14 protein-coding genes and 2 tRNA genes are annotated in these 17832 nt (G+C 69.8%); 11 read left to right on the plus strand and 5 right to left on the minus strand.

Annotated elements, in window-relative coordinates:
- Positions 1-48 precede the first annotated feature (48 nt).
- Positions 49-1506, minus strand: a complete 1458-nt coding sequence (locus ACZ67M_RS02115) for an amino acid permease (protein ID WP_307012083.1) — start codon at positions 1504-1506, stop codon at positions 49-51.
- Between the two features lie 207 nt (positions 1507-1713).
- On the opposite strand from ACZ67M_RS02115, the gene ACZ67M_RS02120 reads away from it, so the two are divergent.
- Entirely contained in the window at positions 1714-2199 is a 486-nt protein-coding gene (locus ACZ67M_RS02120) for a ribose-5-phosphate isomerase (RefSeq protein WP_352153278.1), read from the plus strand.
- 335 nt (positions 2200-2534) lie between these two features.
- Positions 2535-3353, plus strand: coding sequence for an Fpg/Nei family DNA glycosylase (locus tag ACZ67M_RS02125; protein ID WP_469849228.1), 819 nt, complete (start codon positions 2535-2537; stop codon positions 3351-3353).
- Positions 3354-3363: 10 nt separating this feature from the next.
- On the opposite strand, the gene ACZ67M_RS02130 is transcribed toward ACZ67M_RS02125, so the two are convergent.
- Complete coding sequence (locus ACZ67M_RS02130) at positions 3364-4626, minus strand: GNAT family N-acetyltransferase (RefSeq protein ID WP_392235186.1); 1263 nt, start codon at positions 4624-4626, stop codon at positions 3364-3366.
- 163 nt (positions 4627-4789) lie between these two features.
- Between ACZ67M_RS02130 and ACZ67M_RS02135 the strand changes: the two genes are divergently transcribed.
- Both ACZ67M_RS02135 and ACZ67M_RS02140 read left to right on the plus strand, forming a co-directional pair.
- Positions 4790-5980: a PP2C family protein-serine/threonine phosphatase gene (locus tag ACZ67M_RS02135; protein WP_122620113.1), complete on the plus strand. Its 1191-nt coding sequence runs from the start codon at positions 4790-4792 to the stop codon at positions 5978-5980.
- A 13-nt stretch (positions 5981-5993) separates the two neighbouring features.
- Complete coding sequence (locus tag ACZ67M_RS02140; RefSeq protein ID WP_467320280.1) at positions 5994-6485, plus strand: HD domain-containing protein; 492 nt, start codon at positions 5994-5996, stop codon at positions 6483-6485.
- A gap of 32 nt (positions 6486-6517) precedes the next feature.
- Here the strand turns inward: ACZ67M_RS02140 and ACZ67M_RS02145 are convergent, their stop codons facing one another.
- A complete protein-coding gene (locus ACZ67M_RS02145) occupies positions 6518-7696 on the minus strand; it encodes an acyltransferase family protein (protein ID WP_469849230.1) in 1179 nt (392 codons plus the stop codon).
- Positions 7697-8362: 666 nt separating this feature from the next.
- Between ACZ67M_RS02145 and ACZ67M_RS02150 the strand changes: the two genes are divergently transcribed.
- A complete protein-coding gene (locus ACZ67M_RS02150) occupies positions 8363-8557 on the plus strand; it encodes a hypothetical protein (RefSeq protein ID WP_053130833.1) in 195 nt (64 codons plus the stop codon).
- A gap of 261 nt (positions 8558-8818) precedes the next feature.
- Here ACZ67M_RS02150 and ACZ67M_RS02155 read toward each other — a convergent pair.
- Positions 8819-8892: transfer RNA gene (locus ACZ67M_RS02155), tRNA-Gly, on the minus strand.
- A gap of 163 nt (positions 8893-9055) precedes the next feature.
- Here ACZ67M_RS02155 and ACZ67M_RS02160 point away from each other — a divergent pair.
- From ACZ67M_RS02160 to clpX, 5 genes are all read left to right on the plus strand, one after another.
- Positions 9056-9132: transfer RNA gene (locus ACZ67M_RS02160), tRNA-Pro, on the plus strand.
- Positions 9133-9325: 193 nt separating this feature from the next.
- Positions 9326-10720, plus strand: a complete 1395-nt coding sequence (gene tig / locus ACZ67M_RS02165; RefSeq protein WP_385798619.1) for a trigger factor — start codon at positions 9326-9328, stop codon at positions 10718-10720.
- A gap of 328 nt (positions 10721-11048) precedes the next feature.
- A complete protein-coding gene (locus ACZ67M_RS02170; RefSeq protein WP_064731751.1) occupies positions 11049-11654 on the plus strand; it encodes an ATP-dependent Clp protease proteolytic subunit in 606 nt (201 codons plus the stop codon).
- 50 nt (positions 11655-11704) lie between these two features.
- Positions 11705-12385, plus strand: coding sequence for an ATP-dependent Clp protease proteolytic subunit (locus ACZ67M_RS02175; RefSeq protein WP_122620117.1), 681 nt, complete (start codon positions 11705-11707; stop codon positions 12383-12385).
- 191 nt (positions 12386-12576) lie between these two features.
- Positions 12577-13863, plus strand: a complete 1287-nt coding sequence (gene clpX, locus ACZ67M_RS02180; protein ID WP_122620118.1) for an ATP-dependent Clp protease ATP-binding subunit ClpX — start codon at positions 12577-12579, stop codon at positions 13861-13863.
- Positions 13864-13936: 73 nt separating this feature from the next.
- On the opposite strand, the gene ACZ67M_RS02185 is transcribed toward clpX, so the two are convergent.
- On the minus strand, positions 13937-14917 hold the full coding sequence (locus ACZ67M_RS02185; protein ID WP_361354707.1) for a hypothetical protein: 981 nt from the start codon (positions 14915-14917) through the stop codon (positions 13937-13939).
- A 137-nt stretch (positions 14918-15054) separates the two neighbouring features.
- On the opposite strand from ACZ67M_RS02185, the gene ACZ67M_RS02190 reads away from it, so the two are divergent.
- Positions 15055-17679: a valine--tRNA ligase gene (locus ACZ67M_RS02190; RefSeq protein ID WP_469849232.1), complete on the plus strand. Its 2625-nt coding sequence runs from the start codon at positions 15055-15057 to the stop codon at positions 17677-17679.
- Positions 17680-17832: the final 153 nt, after the last annotated feature.

Here is a 17832-nt window from a genome sequence, read left to right on the forward strand (position 1 = left end):
CGGCAGCGACCGGGCGGGCCTCCTTCATGTCCCGGGTACGGGCGGCGGTCAGCCCTTCTCGGCGACGGCCTTGTCGGCGGCGTCCTTCCGCCCGGTGATCCGCTGCTTGACCAGGGCGACGACGATGACGAGCGCCGCGACGAGCAGCGACAGCAGCACGGTCGTGCGTCCGTTGTTCTCGGTGTCGGTGAGCATGTAGCCGAGCACGAAGACGATGACGGCGGCGGCCACCCAGGTCAGGTACGGGAACAGCCACATCCGCACCACCAGCTTCTCCGGCGCCTCCGCCTCGATGATCCTGCGCATCCGCAGCTGCGAGAGGCAGATCACCAGCCAGACGAAGAGGGCCACGGCGCCCGAGGAGTTGACGAGGAAGAGGAAGACGGAGTCCGGGAACTCGTAGTTGAAGAAGACGGCGACGAAGCCGAACACCACGGACACGAGGATCGCCGTCCGCGGCACGCCCTGCGAGGTCGTGCGGGCGAAGGCCTTCGGGGCGTCACCGCGCCGGCCGAGCGAGAAGGCCATGCGGGAGGCCGTGTAGAGCCCGGAGTTCAGGCAGGAGAGCACCGAGGTCAGCACGATGAAGTTCATGATCTGACCGGCGTTCGCGATACCGAGCGAGTCCAGGGCCGCCACGTACGAGCCCTTGTCGATGATCGACTGCGAGTCCCACGGCAGCAGCGCGACCACGACGAAGATCGAGCCCAGGTAGAAGACGCCGATACGCCAGATGATGCTGTTGGTCGCCTTGGTGACGGCGCGCTGCGGGTCCTCGGACTCACCGGCGGCCAGCGTGGGGATCTCGCTGCCCATGAAGGAGAAGACGACGAGCAGTACACCGGTCAGGATCGCGCCCGCCCCGTTCGGCAGGAATCCGCCGTGCTCCGTCAGGTTGGACAGTCCCGCCTGGTCGGTGTCGGCGCCGGGCAGCAGCCCGAAGACGGCCAGTCCGCCGACGACGATGAACGCGGCGATGGCGACGACCTTGATCCCCGCGAACCAGAACTCGAACTCGCCGTAGGAGCCGACGGAGACGAGGTTGGTGGCGGTCAGGACGACCATCACGATCAGGGCCCAGCCCCACTGGGGCACGGCCGGTATCCAGCCTTCGAGGATCACGGCCCCGGCCGTCGCCTCGACGGCCAGGACGACGACCCAGAAGAACCAGTAGAGCCAGCCGATGGTGAACCCGGCCCACGGGCCGATCGCCCGGTCGGCGTGCGCGGAGAAGGAGCCGGAGGTGGGGTTGGCGGCGGACATCTCCCCGAGCATCCGCATCACCAGCACCACGAGCGTGCCGACGAGGGCGTAGGAGAGGAGGATGCCGGGGCCCGCGGTGGCGATTCCCGAGCTGGAGCCGACGAAGAGTCCGGCTCCGATGACACCGCCGATGGCGATCATCGACAGATGGCGGTTCTTGAGTCCTGCCTGAAGCCCGGGCCCGGGTTCTCCGGGCCCCGCGGGCCCGTCCTCGGGCTTGGTCAAGGTCGGCTGCGAAGTCATGGGGGAGGTCTTCCTTTGCGCCGGTCGTGCACTTTCCCGTACGAGCGGTGTACGAGCCGGACCAGTGAAACGGAGGTGAACGGATTGGGGAACCTCTGAATCCGGATCGTTACTTGAGCTTTTCCTGAGGTTCCATAGTTTCACTTGGCGATTTCAAGGCTGACACCCGACAGGGCCCTCCCCTAGGGCGCATGTCACACTCGTCGCATGCGCGTGTATCTCGGCTCGGACCATGCGGGCTTCGAACTCAAGAACCACCTCGTCGACTGGCTCAGGGCGGCGGGCCACGACCCCGTCGACTGCGGCCCGCACATCTACGACGCCCAGGACGACTACCCGCCCTTCTGCCTCCGCGCCGCCGAGCGGACGGCCGCCGAGCCCGGCGCCCTCGGCATCGTGATCGGCGGCTCCGGCAACGGCGAGCAGATCGCCGCGAACAAGGTGAAGGGTGTGCGCGCGGCCCTGGCCTGGAGCGAGGAGACGGCCGCTCTCGGCCGCCAGCACAACGACGCCAACGTGGTCGCGGTCGGCGCCCGCATGCACACCCGGGACGAGGCGACGAAGTTCGTCGAGACCTTCCTCGCCACCCCGTTCTCCGGCGACGAGCGCCACATCCGCCGCATCGACATGCTCGCGTCCTACGAGACCACGGGCGACCTCCCGCCGATCCCCGCACACCACCCGCAGCAGTAGCGCGAAGCGCCGGTAACGGTGCCGTCCCTCCCCGGCGCGTGTGCGTCGGGGCGGGCCCGCCTGGGGCCGGGTAACCTGCGGCGCCCGGGTGCTGGAGCGTGCGCCCGGAGAGCTGGAACCGGTTGCGGGAACGTGGGCCCGGGGAGCTGGAACCGGTTGCTGGAGCGTGCGCTCGGGAGCTGGAACCGGGTGCTGGAGCGTGGGCCCGGGGCAGGTGCTCCAGGGGTGCAGGGGACGGAGTCCCCGCCGGGGGCCGGGGCGGAGCCCCGGGGCGAGTCCCGCCTCTCGACCGGCCGAGTCGGGTGCGCGGGCCAAGGCAAGGAAAGGACACCGACGTGCCAGAGGGGCACACCATCCACCGGCTGGCCCAGGACTACGCCGCCGCCTTCGCCGGGACGGCGGTCCACGTCACCAGCCCCCAGGGCAAGTTCGCCGACTCCGCCGCCCTCCTCGCCGGCACCCCCCTCGTCCGCACCGAGGCCCACGGCAAGCACCTCTTCCTCGGCTTCGGCGCCGCCGAGCCCGCCGACTGGGTCCACATCCACCTCGGCCTCTTCGGCAAGGTCACCTTCGGCGGAACCCCGGCGCCCCCGCCCACGGACACCGTCCGCCTCCGCCTCACCAACGACACCGCGTACGTCGACCTCCGCGGCCCCACCACCTGCGCCCTGATCACCGACCCGGAGAAGCGGGCGATACACGACCGCCTCGGCCCCGACCCCCTGCGCCCGGACGCCGACCCGCAGGCCGCCTACCGGCGCGTCTCCCGCAGCCGCACCACCATCGCCGCCCTGCTCATGGACCAGAAGGTCATCGCCGGCGTCGGCAACGTCTACCGCGCCGAGGTCCTCTTCCGCCACGGCATCGACCCGTACCGCCCCGGCAAGGCCATCACCCCCGCCGAGTGGGACACCATCTGGCACGACCTCACCGTGCTCATGCGCGAGGGCGTGCGGAACAACCGCATCGACACCGTCCGGCCCGAGCACACCCCCGAGGCCATGGGCCGCCCGCCCCGCGTCGACGACCACGGCGGCGAGGTCTACGTCTACCGGCGGGCCAAGCTCTCCTGCCACCTGTGCGGCGACGCGATCCGCACCGCGGACCTCGCCGCCCGCAACCTCTTCTGGTGCCCGACCTGCCAGAAGCGGTAGGGCCCCGCCCTCAGAACCCGTACGGCAGCCACGGCACGACGGGCGACCCGAACCCCACCGACGCCTCCGTCAGCGCCCCGGACCGCAGCTCCCGCACCCGCCCGGCCGCGGCCAGCGAGGCCAGGCTCACGCCCCCGAGATAGGCCGCGCCCAACTCCCGTACGGACAGGGCGAGATCCGCCGCGTCGGACGTCCGCTCGCAGGACGCGCCCTTGCGGTCGCCGCTCAGCCGCCAACGCCCCTCGTTCCAGGGGCAGAACGCGTCCTCGACCTCGAACACCACGTCCACCGGCGCCTGGTAGGTCCGCGCCGCCAGCGCCGCCCCCACGTCCACCAGCCGCACGTACAGCGCGTCCCGCAGCGTCGGCCGGCACCGCCGGATGTCGGACACCTGGTACTGCCACGCCTCGTCGACGGGCCGTCCCCGCGCCGTCAGCGTCGAGGTCAGGTCGATGTCGAACAGGAAGCGCCACAGCGCCGCCTCGGTCGCCGCGTCCAGCCCCGCCAGCTCGTCCAGCACCACCGTGCCCCTGGGCCCCGCGGGCTCCCAGTCCGGCCGCACCCGGAACCGCGCGTACCCGGTGACCTCGCCGTCCCGCCGGGCGACCACGCACTGGAGCGGCGAGGCACCCTCCCGGTCCTTCTCCGGATCGAGCAGCCCCAGCCGGTCCCAGCCCGGCAGCCGGGCCAGCATCCCGGGCCGCCCGGGAACCCGCCGCGCGTACACCGCCTCGCACGCGTCGAGCACGTCGGCGGGCGCCGCGTACGCGAGCCGTACGTCATCCGTGCCCGGCGGCACCGACAGCCGGACCCGGTCCGTGTCGATCTCCGCGTTGACCTGGAAGGTCGCGGCGCCGTACCCGAACCGGCCGTAGATCGCCGGTTCGGAGGCGGTCAGTACGGCCAGCGGCTCGCCCCAGGACCGCACGTCGTCCAGCTGCCGCCGCATCATCGACGTGAGCACACCCCGCCGCCGGTGCGTGGCGGCGACGCTCACCATCGTCACGCCGGCCGCGGCCACCGCCGCACCGCCCGGCACGGTCAGCCGGAAGTCGAACGCCCCCGCCGTCCCGACACAGGCGTCGCCCTCCCACACGCCGATCGAGCGCTCGACCCGCGTCAGCTCCCGGTACATCGCCGTCTCCTCGGCGGATTCCGGCACCCCGCCGAAGGCACGGATCAGCGACCCGTACCAGATGTCCCATTCGTCGCGTCGCAGTACCCGCGGCCCGGTCGTCATGTCGTCGCCGTCTGTTCCCGTGGAGCGTCCCATGCAGCATGCGTACCAGGGCGGTAGGGAGACGAGCGAGACAATTTCCGCAGGGTTGCGGCGCGAAGGCCGTTCGTGAAGTTCACTGTGAAGTCGGGCCTCGGACGGGGGACAAGTGGGACCTCCCGTGCCAAGCGGCCGGTCCGATGGATAGGGTCCCGAACTAATGACAGCAGGACGACAGCGGCGCGCGGCGGCCGAGACGTTCACGGCCCGGTGGAAGAAGCAGTGGCACCGGGCCCGCGTCGGCGTGCGCCGATCCGCCGTCGACTACTTCCGCGGCGACGGCTCGGACTGGATCGCGCTCGCCGGACTGCTGCTCACCATCCCCGTCATCGCGGCCACCACGATGATGAACTCCGTGTGGTGCGCCCCCGCCGCGCTGGTCATCCCGATCGTCGCGGGCGGCCTGCTGCTGCGCCCGGCCAGCCTGCTCGGCCTGTACGCGGCGGCCGCCACGGCGCTGATCGTGGAGTCCGTGCAACTCGGCCCGTACACCGAGGGACCCTCCCGGGTCACCCCCGGCGTGGTCCTGACCGTCGCGGCCTGTGGTTTCTTCGGGCTGCTCGTCGCCCAGTTCCGCAGCCGGGTCGGCGTGCCCTGGCGGCGCGGCGGCACCATGCTCTTCGACCTGCGCGAGCGCATCCGCGTCCAGAGCAAGCTGCCCCAGCTGCCGACCGGCTGGCACCGCGAGATGGCGCTGCGCCCGGCCGGCGGCCAGTCCTTCTCCGGCGACTTCGTCGTGGCCGCGCGCACCAACGGCGGCCGGACGCTCGAGGTGGTCCTCACCGACGTCTCCGGCAAGGGCATGGACGCGGGCTCACGCGCCCTGCTGCTGTCGGGCGCCTTCGGCGGACTGCTGGGCAGCCTGCCCCCGCACGCCTTCCTGCCGGCCGCCAACGGCTATCTGCTGCGCCAGGACTGGGACGAGGGCTTCGCCACCTCCATCCACCTGGTCCTCGACCTCGACTCCGGCGACTACGAGCTGTACTCCGCCGGGCATCCGCCGGGCCTCCAGCTCAGCGCCGGCACCGGCCGCTGGGAGGAGAAGTCGGCCGACGGCCCGCTCCTCGGCGTGTACGACGGGGCGCAGTTCGACCAGGTGAAGGGCTCGCTGCGTCCGGGAGACGTGCTGATGCTCTTCACGGACGGACTGGTGGAGACCTCCGACCGGGACATCGCCGAGGGCATCGACCGGCTCACCGGCGAGGCCGACCGCTATGTCGCGGGCGGCTTCCACGGTGCCGCCTGGCATCTGATCGAGGCGGTGGCCAAGGACGTCAACGACGACCGGGCGCTCCTGCTGATCAGCCGCGAGGGACTGACGCCCCAGTCGGCGCCGCCGGCGGCCGGCTGACACAGTGGACTCCGTGTCCCACACCTCTTCACCCGCACCACCCCCGCCCGCCTCACGGCTCACCCCGGCCGAGGTCGAGGCCACCGCCCGGGCCGCCCACGCCGGACAGACCGACAAGGCGGGCCGGCCGTACGCCGAACACCTGCGGGCCGTCGCCGAGGGCGTGCGGCGGCGCGGCGGGGACGACGAGCAGATCGCGGCGGCCTGGCTGCACGACGCGGTCGAGGACGACGCGCTCTCCGAGCGATGGCTGAGCGAGGCCGCGCTGAGCCGCCGTACCAAGGACATCGTCCTCGCCCTCACCAGACGGCCGGGCGAGGCGCCCGAGGCGTACGCGGCACGGATCCTGGCCACGCCCGGCGCGGCCCTGGTCAAGGCGGCGGACCTGGCGCACAACGCCGACCCGGCGCGCCTCGCGGTCCTCGACGAGGCCACCCGCACACGGCTGACCGAGAAGTACACGCGGATGCGCGCACTTCTCGGCCTGGCCGAACCGGGTGCCTGAGGCGGGGGCGGGACGGGCCGCGGGACCCGTCCCTAGACGGAGACCTTCTCGCCGGCCCTGCTGGGCGCGGCCGTCTCGCGCGCCTCGGCCGGCCCTGTCTTCTTCTCCTGCTCCCTGCGTCCCCGGGCGGCCGCACCCGGATCGCGCTTGAACGCCCAGTCCATCTTGGGCTCCACGACGAACCGCAGGGCCCGTTGGACCGGCTTGGTGCAGAACAGGGTGACGACGGTGGCCCCGAGGACGGTGAGGCCGATCTCGCCGAGCGGCTGGTCGAGCAGGGGCTGCTTGAACCAGTCGGTGTAGGTGCCCTCCTTCACCAGGAGGCCGTGCAGCAGGTAGCCGTAGATCGTGCCCGCGCCGAGCGCCGTGAACCACATGCGGCGGCCCGGCACCCAGGCGAAGAAGCAGGCGGTCAGCACGACCGAGCAGCCGAAGAGCGCGAGGGTGACGATCGCACCGGACCACCAGGGCAGGCCCGTGTCCGTCATCGCTTCGTTGCGGTAGAACCAGCCGGTCTCCATGCGCGGCACCGACCACCAGGCGACGGCCACGGCCGCCGCGACGACCGGTACGGCCGCGATCCGCGCCGAACGGCGGCGCACCAGCTGGAAGTGCTCGGGGCGCAGCACGAGACCCAGGACGAAGCAGGGCAGGAACTGGAGCACCCGCTGCATGTTCAGGTCGTTGCCGACGCTGGGCGTCACGGACGCCGCCGCGGCGATGGCGAGCGCGATCGGCAGCGGCCAGCGGACCGTCTGCCAGATCGGCGTGGTCAGCCGCCAGACGAACAGCGCGCACAGGAACCACAGGAGGTAGGTGGGGTCCAGCAGGCTGAAGTCGCTCTGCGGGTCCTCGCTGAAGCGGCGGTGCAGCGTGTACACGACCTCGAACACCAGGTACGGGACGGCGACACCGGTGATCAGCCGCTTGACCCGCTTGGGGCTCAGGTCGAAACTGCGCGAGAAATAGCCGGAGATGACGATGAACGCCGGCATGTGGAACGTGTACAGGACCCGGTAGAGGGTCTCCACGGTCCGGTTCCCGTCCAGGATCTGTCCCCAGGCGTGACCGATGCCGACCAGCACGATCGCCAGGTACTTGGCGTTGTCGAAGAACGCGTCACGTTGACGGCCCGGCCGGGGACGCTGGGTCTGCTGGTCCGGAGGGGACGGCGTTTTCCGGTCACCGTGCGATCGCAGCGAGCTAGTCATGCAACCCCCCGCCGGAAACTCGGCGAGTCGTCACAGGACCTCGCTGCTCTTGTGGGGGACGGGGCAGCGTAGAACATCTGAGGCACCCTAGCGTTCTCTCCGTGATTCCGTAAAACCCTCGACGTCATTCCTGCATTCGGCTCCGGCGTGCCTGTCGGGTACCCCGCATTTCACGGAACTCGATGCCTCCGTTCGCGTGACGGCCCCCACAACACTGGGTACGCCGTGCGGCGACAGGGTGCGGCGATGCATCCCACTTGTCATGACTCATCATGACTAAGCACCGCATAAGACCGGCGGGCGACTCTGCTGGAATGTCCGCTTCAATACGCTTACGGGACCCGTGGGTGATCCTGGTGATCTCCCTGTGATGTGGTCGGCGCTGTGGCCGTGGCGACAATTCGAAATATCTGCGAACGCGATGTGTGTGTATGGAAACGAATCGACTGGAATTGCTCGTACGGGTGACCTCTCGAATGTGCATACGGGGTGTGATCGTGGAGTGGGTCCCGCCCGTGCGGGGCACCGGGTCACCCGGGATCCGGCCGGACGATGTGTCACCCGCCGCATAGCGGGGCCCGGTTGGTGGCACGATGGTTCTGGCGGGGGTGTGCGACGCGGCACCCCCGGGCCGGGAGAGCGGACCGACCGAGGGTGTGATCAGTTGTGGCCATTTCGCTGTCAGTGGTGCTGCTGTTGGCAATCATCCTGGTGGTGCTGCTCCGGGGAGGCTCCATCAAGGCGGGGCCGGCGATCGTCGCCGTCCTCTTCGGCTTCTTCCTGGCCTCGACCGGCATGGCCGACGACATCCAGCGGTTCCTGAACTCGATAGCGGACACGATCAACTCGATCCAGTTCTAGGGGACCGCCTCCGGGCCCGACCTGGCGGCAGCACGCCGGGGAGGGCCAGGAGGGCTGCCCGTCGGCGCCGCCCACGGGCAGATCCGCCACCACGGTCCGCCCGCTCGCCGTCCGGGAGAGGGCGCAGGTGCTGGGCCATCGGAAGCATCACGGCGCCGACAGCTGCCGTCCCACCGGCGCGCTTCGGAGGCGCCCGCCTCCGACCGGAAACCGATCAGGGCCAGGCCGGAGGATGATCCTCCGACCTGGCCCTGAGCCGTATGGAGCGGGCGACGGGAATCGAACCCGCGTAGCTAGTTTGGAAGACTAGGGCTCTACCATTGAGCTACGCCCGCACAGCACGCGCCGCAGGTCGGTGACCGCGGCACTGAAGGCATCGTAGCGGGTCGGTCCCCCTCGCCGCACACCCCTTCCGGTCCGCGCCGGACCGGACCGGACGCACCGGAAACTCTGCGGTGCCCGGCGCCCGGCGGCATGTACCCTACGTCTCGCACCAGACGGGGTGTGGCGCAGCTTGGTAGCGCGTCCGCTTTGGGAGCGGAAGGCCGTGGGTTCAAATCCCGCCACCCCGACCACCTCGGCCGATCACCCGAGGATCCCCCGCGCACGAGCGCCGGTGATCGCCTTTTGGGCCGTGTAGTCGCTGCCGTTACTATGCAAGCTGCACGCCCGTGTGTCTCAGTCTGAAGTCTCCGGGCGGCGAAATTTGCCGGATGCCGCTCTGGCTCCGGCAAAACCCAAGAAGTCAGCCACCAAGGAGACCGAACCGTGAAGAGCGCCGTGGAGACCCTGAACCCGACTCGGGTTCGGCTCACTGTCGAGGTGCCCTTCGAGGAGCTCAAGGACAGCCTCGACGCGGCGTACAAGAAGATCAACCAGCAGGTCACGGTGAAGGGCTTCCGCAAGGGCAAGATCCCGGCCCGGGTCATCGACCAGCGGTTCGGCCGCGGTGCGGTGCTGGAGGAGGCGGTCAACGACGCGCTTCCCAAGTTCTACACCGACGCGGTCAACGAGGCCGAGCTGAACCCGCTCGGCCAGCCCGAGGTCGACATCACGGAGCTGAAGGACGGCGAGACGCTGAACTTCACCGCCGAGGTCGACGTCCGCCCGACCGTCGAGATCCCGGACTACTCCGGCATCGAGGTCGAGGTCGACGCCGTGGACGTCTCCGACGAGGACGTCGAGAAGTCGGTGGAGCAGCTGCGCGAGCGCTTCGCCTCCACCTCCCCGGTCGAGCGCGCCGCCGCCGAGGGCGACGTGGTCACCCTCGACCTGCGGGCCGAGGTCGACGGCGAGGTCCTGGAGGACGGCGTCGCCGACGGCGTCTCCTACACGATCGGCTCCGGCGAGCTGCTGGAAGGCATCGACGACGCCGTGACGGGCCTGGAGGCCGGTGGCGAGACCACCTTCACCTCCGAGCTCAAGGGCGGCTCGGGGGCCGGCAAGGAGGCCCAGGTGACCGTCAAGGTCAGCCAGGTCGCCGCGCGCGAGCTGCCCGAGCTGGACGACGACTTCGCGCAGCTCGCGTCGGAGTTCGACACGCTGGAGGAGCTGCGCGCCGACAGCCGCAAGCGCCTCGCCAACATGAAGCAGTACGACCAGGCCACGCAGGCCCAGGAGCGCGTGCTGGACAAGCTGCTCGAACTGGTCGAGGTCCCCGTCCCCGAGAAGCTCCTCGAGGACGAGGTCAACACCCGTAAGCACAACCTCGAGCACCACCAGCTCGGCCAGATGGGTCTCGACCTGGAGAAGTACCTGGAGCTCCAGGGCAAGACCGCCGAGGAGTTCGAGACCGAGACCCGTGAGGCCGCGGTCAAGGGCATCAAGACCCAGTTCGTCCTCGACGAGCTGGTCAAGCAGGAGAAGCTCAACGTCAGCCAGGAAGAGCTGACCGAGCACCTCATGCGCCGTGCCGCCTCCTCCGGCATGTCCCCCGACCAGTTCGCCCAGGCCGTCGTCGAGCAGGGCCAGGTCCCGCTCCTCGTCGGCGAGGTCGCCCGCGGCAAGGCCCTGGCCGCCGTGGTCGAGAAGGCCACGGTCAAGGACACCAACGGCGAGATCGTCGACCTGGACGACGAGGAGGACGAGACGGAGGCCGCCGAGGCCGCCGCCGAGCCCACCGAGTCGGGTGACGAGAAGGCCGAGGAGAAGACCGAGGGCTGACCCTCGCGTCTTTGCCGACGGACGTGAAAAGGGCCCCGGACGATCAGTTCCGGGGCCCTTTCGCCGTACGGCCGGACAGCCCCCTCAGGGGCGCGGGGAACTGCGCGATCAACCACGACGCACCCGCACCCGGCGGCCAACCGCACCCGCCACGGCGCTACGCCCCCGGCGAACACCGCGGGAACCGGGATGGCGCCGCAGGCCCACCGCGTTAGGGTCCATGAATACGAGGGCAGGGGAGTCCCCGAAAGCGGCTCCAGCCCCGCAGGGAAACGTGAGACGGCCCGGCGCCGTCGTAAGACGAGCAGGTGGATACGTGACGAATCTGATGCCCTCAGCCGCCGGCGAGCCCTCGATCGGTGGTGGCCTCGGCGACCAGGTCTACAACCGGCTGCTCGGCGAGCGGATCATCTTCCTCGGCCAGCCGGTCGACGACGACATTGCCAACAAGATCACCGCACAGCTGCTGCTCCTTGCCGCCGACCCGGACAAGGACATCTTCCTGTACATCAACAGCCCCGGCGGCTCGATCACGGCCGGTATGGCGATCTACGACACCATGCAGTTCATCAAGAACGACGTGGTGACGATCGCCATGGGCCTCGCGGCCTCCATGGGGCAGTTCCTGCTCAGCGCGGGCACCCCGGGCAAGCGCTTCGCGCTGCCGAACGCCGAGATCCTGATCCACCAGCCCTCCGCCGGCCTCGCCGGTTCGGCCTCGGACATCAAGATCCACGCCGAGCGGCTGCTGCACACCAAGAAGCGCATGGCGGAGCTGACCTCGCAGCACACCGGCCAGTCGGTCGAGCAGATCACCCGCGACTCGGACCGCGACCGCTGGTTCGACGCCTTCGAGGCCAAGGAGTACGGCCTCATCGACGACGTGATCCCCACCGCCGCCGGCATGCCGGGCGGCGGCGGCACGGGCGCCTGAGCCATCCCCCGCCCCGAGCCGACCGCCTCAGCCCCTTTACAGGAGACACTGTGAACGACTTCCCCGGCAGCGGCCTGTACGACCGCTCGCGTGCCGAGTACACCGGCCCGTCCGCCGAGTCCCGCTACGTGATCCCGCGCTTCGTCGAGCGCACCTCGCAGGGCGTGCGCGAGTACGACCCGTACGCGAAGCTCTTCGAGGAGCGCGTGATCTTCCTCGGCGTCCAGATCGACGACGCCTCCGCCAACGACGTCATGGCGCAGCTGCTGTGCCTGGAGTCGATGGACCCCGACCGGGACATCTCGGTCTACATCAACAGCCCCGGCGGCTCCTTCACGGCGCTCACGGCCATCTACGACACGATGCAGTACGTGAAGCCGGACATCCAGACGGTCTGCATGGGCCAGGCCGCCTCCGCCGCCGCCGTCCTGCTGGCCGCCGGCACCCCGGGCAAGCGCATGGCGCTCCCGAACGCCCGCGTGCTGATCCACCAGCCGTACAGCGAGACCGGCCGCGGTCAGGTCTCCGACCTGGAGATCGCCGCCAACGAGATCCTCCGGATGCGCTCGCAGCTGGAGGAGATGCTGGCCAAGCACTCCACCACGCCGGTCGAGAAGATCCGCGAGGACATCGAGCGCGACAAGATCCTCACGGCCGAGGACGCGCTGAGCTACGGCCTGATCGACCAGATCATCACCACCCGGAAGATGGACAACTCCTCTCTCCGCTAGGCGGGAGGCTGTATCGTCTGCCGCTCCTTGGCATGGTTTGACGCGGTTCACGTCAAAGCGAACCGTGCCAAGGGGGGCCCGGACGGGGGGCCCGGCAAGGTACCGTCGGACATAAGGCAGCACCAGGAGTCCGCTGCACGTCGACGTCAGGTCGACGTCCAGGAGTCTCCCAGGCGAAGGGGAAGCACACCGTGGCACGCATCGGTGACGGCGGCGATCTGCTCAAGTGCTCGTTCTGCGGCAAGAGCCAGAAGCAGGTCAAGAAGCTCATCGCAGGGCCCGGTGTCTACATCTGCGACGAGTGCATCGATCTCTGCAACGAGATCATCGAGGAAGAGCTCGCGGAGACCAGCGAGGTGCGCTGGGAGGAGCTCCCGAAGCCCCGCGAGATCTACGAGTTCCTCGAGGGTTACGTGGTCGGCCAGGAGGCGGCCAAGAAGGCCCTCTCCGTCGCGGTGTACAACCACTACAAGCGGGTCCAGGCCGGCGAGAACGGCGGCGCCCAAGGCCGCGAGGACGCCATCGAGTTGGCCAAGTCCAACATCCTCCTGCTGGGCCCCACGGGCTCCGGCAAGACCCTCCTCGCGCAGACGCTGGCGCGCATGCTGAACGTCCCCTTCGCGATCGCCGACGCCACGGCGCTCACCGAGGCGGGGTACGTCGGCGAGGACGTCGAGAACATCCTGCTGAAGCTGATCCAGGCCGCCGACTACGACGTCAAGAAGGCCGAGACCGGGATCATCTACATCGACGAGATCGACAAGGTCGCGCGGAAGAGTGAAAACCCCTCCATCACGCGCGACGTGTCGGGCGAGGGCGTCCAGCAGGCCCTGCTGAAGATCCTGGAGGGCACCACCGCCTCCGTCCCGCCGCAGGGCGGACGCAAGCACCCGCACCAGGAGTTCATCCAGATCGACACGACGAACGTCCTGTTCATCGTGGGCGGTGCCTTCGCCGGCCTGGAGAAGATCATCGAGGGCCGGGCGGGCGCCAAGGGCATCGGCTTCGGCGCGCAGATCCGCTCCAAGCGCGAGATCGAGTCCAAGGACCAGTTCGAGCAGGTCATGCCGGAGGACCTGGTCAAGTTCGGCATGATCCCCGAGTTCATCGGCCGGCTCCCGGTCATCACCTCGGTGCACAACCTGGACCGCGAGGCCCTGCTCCAGATCCTGGTCGAGCCGCGCAACGCGCTCGTCAAGCAGTACGAGCGCCTCTTCGAACTCGACGGCGTGGAGCTGGACTTCGAGCGCGAGGCCCTGGAGGCCATCGCCGACCAGGCCATCCTCCGCCAGACCGGCGCCCGCGGCCTGCGCGCCATCATGGAGGAGGTCCTCCAGGGCGTGATGTACGAGGTCCCGTCCCGCAAGGACGTCGCCCGCGTCGTCATCACCGCCGACGTGGTCCTCTCCAACGTCAACCCGACGCTGATCCCCCGGGATTCGCGCGGGCGCGGCTCGGGCGAGCAGAAGACGGCGTAACCGCCGCTCGTCTCACGAACGCCGAAAGGGCCCCGGTCTCCCGACCGGGGCCCTTTTCGCCGTTCCGCCCGGCTCAGGCCTTGACGCGGATCTCCTTGCGGAGCTTGGTGGTGATGTCCACCGCGACGTCCTTCGTCACACCCTTGGTGGCGTCACCGGGGGAGACCAGCGCGATCGTGCTGTAGTCCGACCAGGCGCAGATCCAGTCCGTCTTCTGCTTCTTGGTGAGCGGGTTCTTCCCCTCGACTCCCTGGCACTTCATGACCGCGCCGTCGATGTCGACCGACTCGGGCTCGCCGACCACCTTGCCGCCGCCGGTCTCGGACGAGGAGGAGGAGTTCTTCTCGGACTCCTTCTTGAACTCGGCGAAGAACTTGTCGAGCACGGACTCCGGGTCGGAGATCTTCCCGTACGCGCCGATGTAGGTGACGCCCTTGGCGGTCGCCATCTCGCTCGGGTCGGGAGCGGTCTCCGGGTCCGAGGGGTCGTAACCCGTCAGGTCGGCGGTGGTGTAGAAGCCGGTCACGCTCGTGCCGTCCTCGACCCCGCTCTTCTTGAGGTCCTCGACCGTGTCCTTGTCGGTCTCGGCGGACTCCTCGCTCGCGCGCTTGTAGTCGCCCAGGACCGTGGCCGGCGTCGTCAGCTTGTGCGCGCCGTCGTCCTCCAGGCCGCCCGCGCCGCCGCCCCCGCCCAGCACGAAGTACGCGCCCACGCCGATGGCCGCCACGACCGCCACCGCGCCGATGATCAGGCCGGTCTTCTTCTTGCCGCCGCCAGGCGCCGGGGGCTGGGGCATGCCGTAGGGCTGCTGGCCGTAGGGCGGCTGCTGGCCGTACGGGGGCTGCTGGCCGTAAGGAGGGGTCTGCGGCGGGACGCCGCCCTGCTGGGGCTGCTGCGGGTAGCCGTAGCCCGGCTGCGGGGGAGGCGTCTGCTGGGGGTAGCCGTAGCCGGGCTGGGGCGCCTGCGGCGGCTGCTGGCCGTACGGGCCCGGCTGGCCGTACGGACCGGGCTGCTGGGGCTGCCCGCCGTACGGGCCCGGCTGGTTGTGAGACATTCCTGGGTTCCCCTCCAGATGCTTACGTGATGCTGACATCCTGACTCAGACCTGGCGTGCGCAGGTCACCGGGGGGCGCACCGTTACAAAGGAAACGCGTTTCGGGACAGGGCCGTGACGCCCTTAAACTGACCCCCGTGACCGAGAACTCTCAGCAGCCGCAGCCCGCACCCGCCACCGAACTGCCGACCCAGTACGCGCCGGCCGAGGTAGAGGGGAAGCTGTACGAGCGCTGGGTAGAACGGGGTTACTTCGAGGCCGACGCCAAGAGCGAGAAGCCTCCGTACACCGTCGTCATCCCCCCGCCGAACGTCACCGGCAGCCTGCACCTCGGGCACGCCTTCGAGCACACGCTCATCGACGCCCTGACCCGCCGCAAGCGCATGCAGGGGTACGAGACGCTGTGGCAGCCCGGCATGGACCACGCCGGCATCGCCACGCAGAACGTCGTCGAGCGGGAACTGGCCAAGGAGGGCAAGTCCCGGCACGACCTCGGCCGGGAGGCGTTCGTCGAGCGCGTCTGGCAGTGGAAGGGCGAGTCCGGCGGCCAGATCAGCGGGCAGATGCGCCGCCTCGGCGACGCGGTCGCCTGGTCCCGTGAGCGCTTCACGATGGACGAGGGCCTCTCGCAGGCCGTCCAGACCATCTTCAAGCGGCTCTACGACGACGAGCTGATCTACCGCGCCGAGCGCATCATCAACTGGTGCCCGCGCTGCCTGACCGCGATCTCCGACATCGAGGTCGAGTACCAGGACGACGACGGCGAGCTGGTCTCCATGAAGTACGGGGACGGGGACGACACCATCGTCGTCGCCACCACCCGCGCGGAGACGATGCTCGGTGACACGGCCGTCGCCGTCCACCCCGAGGACGAGCGGTACAAGCACCTGATCGGCAAGCTCATCAAGCTGCCGCTCACCGACCGCTCGATCCCCGTCGTCGCCGACGAGCACGTCGACCCCGAGTTCGGCACCGGCGCCGTCAAGGTGACGCCCGCCCACGACCCGAACGACTTCGAGATCGGCCGGCGCCACGACCTGCCCGCCATCGCGGTCATGGACGAGCACGCCGTCATCACCGCCCACGGCCCCTTCCAGGGCCTGGACCGTCTCGAGGCCCGCTCCGCCATCGTCGCCGCGCTGCGCGCCGACGGCCGGATCGTCGCCGAGAAGCGGCCCTACGTCCACAGCGTCGGCCACTGCTCGCGCTGCAAGACCACCATCGAGCCGCGCCTGTCCATGCAGTGGTGGGTCAAGGTCGGCCCGCTGGCCAAGGCGGCCGGTGACGCGGTCCGTGACGGCAAGGTCAAGATCCATCCGCAGGAGATGGAGAAGCGGTACTTCGACTGGGTCGACAACCTCCACGACTGGTGCATCTCGCGCCAGCTGTGGTGGGGCCACCGCATCCCCGTCTGGTACGGGCCGAACGGCGAGGTCGTCTGCGTCGGCCCCGACGACGAGGCGCCGACCGGCGAGGGCTGGACGCAGGACAACGACGTGCTCGACACGTGGTTCTCCTCCGGCCTGTGGCCGTTCTCCACGCTCGGCTGGCCGGAGCAGACCGAGTCGCTCGCGAAGTTCTACCCGAACTCCGTCCTGGTCACCGGCTACGACATCCTCTTCTTCTGGGTCGCCCGGATGATGATGTTCGGCCTCTACGCGATGGACGGCACCCCGCCGTTCCACACCATCGCCCTGCACGGCATGGTCCGTGACCAGAACGGCAAGAAGATGTCGAAGTCCTTCGGCAACGTCGTCAACCCGCTGGACTGGATGGACAAGTACGGCTCCGACGCGCTCCGCTTCACCCTCGCGCGCGGCGCCAACCCGGGCACCGACGTCCCGATCGGCGAGGACTGGGTCCAGGGCTCCCGGAACTTCGCCAACAAGATCTGGAACGCCACCCGCTTCGCGCTGATGAACGGCGCGACGATCGAGGGCCCGCTGCCGGACGCGTCCGCCATGTCCTCGACCGACCGGTGGATCCTCTCCCGCCTCAACACGATCGTCGCCGAGGTCGACGCGTACTACGAGGACTACCAGTTCGCGAAGCTCTCCGACGCCCTGTTCCACTTCGCCTGGGACGAGGTCTTCGACTGGTACGTCGAGCTGTCCAAGACCACCTTCCAGGCCGGCGGCGAGGCGGCCGAGGTCTCCAAGCGCGTCCTGGGCGAGGTCCTGGACGTCACGCTGCGCCTCCTCCACCCGGTCGTCCCCTTCGTCACCGAGACGCTGTGGACGACGCTCACGGGCGGTGAGTCCGTCGTGATCGCCGAGTGGCCGGCGGACTCCGGTTTCCGGGACGCCGACGCCGAGCGGGAGATCGAGACCGTCCAGTCGGTGATCACCGAGGTCCGCCGCTTCCGCGCCGACCAGGGCCTCCAGCCCGGCCAGCGGGTCCCGGCCCGGCTGACGCTCGCGGGCAGTCCGCTGGCGGCCCACGAGGCTGCCGTCCGCCAACTGCTGCGCCTCCAGCCGGAGGGCGACGCCTTCACCGCGACGGCCACGCTCCCGGTCGCGGGTGTCGAGGTCTCCCTCGACCTCTCCGGCGTGATCGACTTCGCCGCCGAGCGCAAGCGGCTCGCGAAGGACCTCGCCGCCGCCGAGAAGGAGAAGGCCCAGGCCACCGCCAAGCTCGGCAACGAGGCGTTCCTGGCCAAGGCCCCGGACAACGTGGTCGACAAGATCCGCGGCCGCCTGGCCAAGGCGGACGAGGACATCACCCGCATCCAGTCCCAGCTGGAGAGGCTGCCGCAGGCGTAAAGGCTGGAACGACGACGAAGGTCCCCGGAGCATTGAGCGCCGGGGACCTTCGCCACGCAGGGGCGCGGGGAACTGCGCGACAAGCCACAACGGGCCGTCCCACGCCACGGGACCTCAGCCACCCCGCCGCGGGCGACCTCCGTAGACTGGGAC

Source organism: Streptomyces sp. NPDC107500, from assembly GCF_055582785.1.

Excerpts from the sequence above, each read along its gene's own strand:
- ACZ67M_RS02115 (WP_307012083.1), bottom strand. The coding sequence starts at position 1,506 with ATGACTTCGCAGCCGACCTTGACCAAGCCCGAGGACGGGCCCGCGGGG.
- ACZ67M_RS02120 (WP_352153278.1), top strand. The coding sequence starts at position 1,714 with ATGCGCGTGTATCTCGGCTCGGACCATGCGGGCTTCGAACTCAAGAAC.
- ACZ67M_RS02130 (WP_392235186.1), bottom strand. The coding sequence starts at position 4,626 with ATGGGACGCTCCACGGGAACAGACGGCGACGACATGACGACCGGGCCG.
- ACZ67M_RS02135 (WP_122620113.1), top strand. The coding sequence starts at position 4,790 with ATGACAGCAGGACGACAGCGGCGCGCGGCGGCCGAGACGTTCACGGCC.
- ACZ67M_RS02145 (WP_469849230.1), bottom strand. The coding sequence starts at position 7,696 with ATGACTAGCTCGCTGCGATCGCACGGTGACCGGAAAACGCCGTCCCCT.
- ACZ67M_RS02170 (WP_064731751.1), top strand. The coding sequence starts at position 11,049 with ATGCCCTCAGCCGCCGGCGAGCCCTCGATCGGTGGTGGCCTCGGCGAC.
- ACZ67M_RS02185 (WP_361354707.1), bottom strand. The coding sequence starts at position 14,917 with ATGTCTCACAACCAGCCGGGCCCGTACGGCGGGCAGCCCCAGCAGCCC.